Raw genomic sequence first — 813 nt, 5'->3', positions numbered from 1 at the left:
TAAAAGATCCTTATTCTGAATATTTAACAAAAGAACAAACGAAATCCTTTAATGAAGGTGTTTCAGGTGATTTTGTAGGTATTGGTGCAGAAATGCAAAAGAAAAATGATCAAATTATGGTTACTAGTCCTATGAAGGGATCTCCAGCAGAACGTGCTGGCATTCGTCCTAAAGATGTCATTACTAAAGTAAATGGAAAATCAATTAAAGGAAAAGCATTAGATGAAGTTGTCAAAGATGTTCGTGGTAAAGAAAACACTGAAGTCACTTTAACTGTTCAACGAGGTAGTGAAGAAAAAGACGTTAAGATTAAACGTGAAAAAATTCATGTTAAAAGTGTTGAGTATAAGAAAAAAGGTAAAGTTGGAGTTATTACTATTAATAAATTCCAGAATGATACATCAGGTGAATTGAAAGATGCAGTTCTAAAAGCTCACAAAGATGGTTTGAAAAAGATTGTTTTAGATTTAAGAAATAATCCAGGTGGACTACTAGATGAAGCTGTTAAAATGGCAAATATTTTTATCGATAAAGGAAAAACTGTTGTTAAACTAGAAAAAGGTAAAGATACTGAAGCAATTCAAACTTCTAATGATGCGTTAAAAGAAGCGAAAGACATGGATATATCCATCTTAGTGAATGAAGGTTCAGCTAGCGCTTCTGAAGTGTTTACTGGTGCGCTAAAAGACTATAATAAAGCTAAAGTTTATGGGTCAAAAACATTCGGCAAAGGTGTCGTACAAACTACAAGAGAGTTTAAGGATGGTTCATTGTTAAAATATACTGAAATGAAATGGTTAACGCCAGATGGTC

1 protein-coding gene is annotated in these 813 nt (G+C 32.6%); it reads left to right on the top strand.

What is annotated here, in order from left to right:
- Positions 1–813, top strand: an 813-nt coding sequence (locus IDG60_RS17275; RefSeq protein ID WP_206160983.1) for a S41 family peptidase, incomplete at both ends; no start/stop codon positions are given.

This window comes from Staphylococcus sp. EG-SA-2 (genome assembly GCF_017152085.1).
This window is presented reverse-complemented; position numbering and strand designations above follow the sequence as displayed.